The organism is Bizionia saleffrena, from assembly GCF_008086175.1.
Lineage (GTDB): Bacteria > Bacteroidota > Bacteroidia > Flavobacteriales > Flavobacteriaceae > Bizionia > Bizionia saleffrena.
Genome location: NZ_VSKM01000027.1, coordinates 1 through 2,500 on the forward strand (window position 1 = coordinate 1; position 2,500 = coordinate 2,500).

Genomic DNA, 2,500 nt, shown 5'->3' on the forward strand with positions numbered 1-2,500 from the left:
AGCAACCTCGGTTGAAGTTTAGGGAAAGTTCACAAAGATTTATAGAGATACACGGCAAGAAAAATAATTAAATTTAATTTTCAAAAAGTGTTGCGAGTTTAAATATAAGTTTTATATTTGCACCCGCTAAGCGATATAAGGCTTAGAGAAAGAGAATAAAAGTTCATACACATATTGAATTGACAGCGTAATGTAATAACTGGAAACGGTAATTACAAACAAGAGAATAAATCATTAAAGAGTACTGACAATTTCTTTGGTTGTTAAAAAGATAGTCGCAAGACTTAAAATTTAACGATGAAGAGTTTGATCCTGGCTCAGGATGAACGCTAGCGGCAGGCTTAACACATGCAAGTCGAGGGGTAACAGGTAGCTTGCTATGCTGACGACCGGCGCACGGGTGAGTAACGCGTATACAATCTACCTTGTACTGAGGGATAGCCCAGAGAAATTTGGATTAATACCTCATAGTATATAGTTTTCACCTGAGGACTATATTAAAGGTTACGGTACAAGATGAGTATGCGTTCTATTAGCTAGATGGTAAGGTAACGGCTTACCATGGCAACGATAGATAGGGGCCCTGAGAGGGGGATCCCCCACACTGGTACTGAGACACGGACCAGACTCCTACGGGAGGCAGCAGTGAGGAATATTGGACAATGGGCGAGAGCCTGATCCAGCCATGCCGCGTGCAGGATGACTGCCCTATGGGTTGTAAACTGCTTTTATACAGGAAGAAACCCCCCGACGTGTCGGGGCTTGACGGTACTGTAAGAATAAGGATCGGCTAACTCCGTGCCAGCAGCCGCGGTAATACGGAGGATCCAAGCGTTATCCGGAATCATTGGGTTTAAAGGGTCCGTAGGTGGATAATTAAGTCAGAGGTGAAATCCTGCAGCTCAACTGTAGAATTGCCTTTGAAACTGGTTATCTTGAGTTATTATGAAGTAGTTAGAATATGTAGTGTAGCGGTGAAATGCATAGATATTACATAGAATACCAATTGCGAAGGCAGATTACTAATAATACACTGACACTGATGGACGAAAGCGTGGGGAGCGAACAGGATTAGATACCCTGGTAGTCCACGCCGTAAACGATGGTTACTAGCTGTTCGGTTTTCGGACTGAGTGGCTAAGCGAAAGTGATAAGTAACCCACCTGGGGAGTACGTTCGCAAGAATGAAACTCAAAGGAATTGACGGGGGCCCGCACAAGCGGTGGAGCATGTGGTTTAATTCGATGATACGCGAGGAACCTTACCAGGGCTTAAATGTAGATTGACAGGTTTAGAGATAGACTTTTCTTCGGACAATTTACAAGGTGCTGCATGGTTGTCGTCAGCTCGTGCCGTGAGGTGTCAGGTTAAGTCCTATAACGAGCGCAACCCCTGTTGTTAGTTGCCAGCGAGTCATGTCGGGAACTCTAACAAGACTGCCAGTGCAAACTGTGAGGAAGGTGGGGATGACGTCAAATCATCACGGCCCTTACGTCCTGGGCTACACACGTGCTACAATGGTAGGGACAGAGAGCAGCCACTTCGCGAGAAGGAGCGAATCTATAAACCCTATCACAGTTCGGATCGGAGTCTGCAACTCGACTCCGTGAAGCTGGAATCGCTAGTAATCGCATATCAGCCATGATGCGGTGAATACGTTCCCGGGCCTTGTACACACCGCCCGTCAAGCCATGGAAGCTGGGAGTGCCTGAAGTCCGTCACCGCAAGGAGCGGCCTAGGGTAAAATCGGTAACTAGGGCTAAGTCGTAACAAGGTAGCCGTACCGGAAGGTGCGGCTGGAACACCTCCTTTCTAGAGAAAGACGACCAAAAGAGTATTACAAGGAAATTAAATAATTTATTCTCCTGCTGTTAATTTAAAATCTATTATAGTAGAGTCTCATAGCTCAGCTGGTTAGAGCGCTACACTGATAATGTAGAGGTCGGCAGTTCGAGTCTGCCTGAGACTACTAATACTATAAGAAAGGAAATTCTAGAACTGAGACTACTAAATTCACATTAAGGATTCTACACGCTAGAGTTTAAAATGGGGGATTAGCTCAGCTGGCTAGAGCGCCTGCCTTGCACGCAGGAGGTCATCGGTTCGACTCCGATATTCTCCACAACGGCATATAATTGTACGCAGTAGTATTTATACTAAACTGTTTGAATTAGCCAAAAGTTCATTGACATATTGAAAAAAGATACATGAAAAAAATAAGAATAGCGTAAGCTGTTCGTATATAATATAATAAGCTAATAGAAAGTCACGAGCTGACTATTAGTAATGTAACTCATTAAAAAAGCAAATAGTACAATAAGCTAAATAAGGGCGTATGGGGAATGCCTTGGCTCTCAGAGGCGACGAAGGACGTGATAAGCTGCGAAAAGCTACGGGGATTGGCACATACAAATTGATCCGTAGATATCCGAATGGGGCAACCCGATATATTGAAGATATATCACCTAGCAATAGGAGCAAACCCGGAGAACTGAAACAT

At 44.3% G+C, this 2,500-nt stretch carries 2 tRNA genes and 2 rRNA genes (1 of these 4 cut by a window edge); all 4 read left to right on the forward strand.

What is annotated here, in order from left to right:
• The first annotated feature begins 294 nt into the window (after window positions 1-294).
• Window positions 295-1,812, forward strand: a 16S ribosomal RNA gene (locus tag ES676_RS14375).
• Window positions 1,813-1,895: 83 nt separating this feature from the next.
• Window positions 1,896-1,969, forward strand: a tRNA-Ile gene (locus tag ES676_RS14380).
• A gap of 79 nt (window positions 1,970-2,048) precedes the next feature.
• Window positions 2,049-2,122, forward strand: a tRNA-Ala gene (locus tag ES676_RS14385).
• A 192-nt stretch (window positions 2,123-2,314) separates the two neighbouring features.
• Window positions 2,315-2,500, forward strand: a 23S ribosomal RNA gene (locus ES676_RS14390); it runs 2,642 nt beyond the window's last position.
• Together the 16S and 23S rRNA genes with 2 tRNA genes alongside form the textbook arrangement of a ribosomal RNA operon.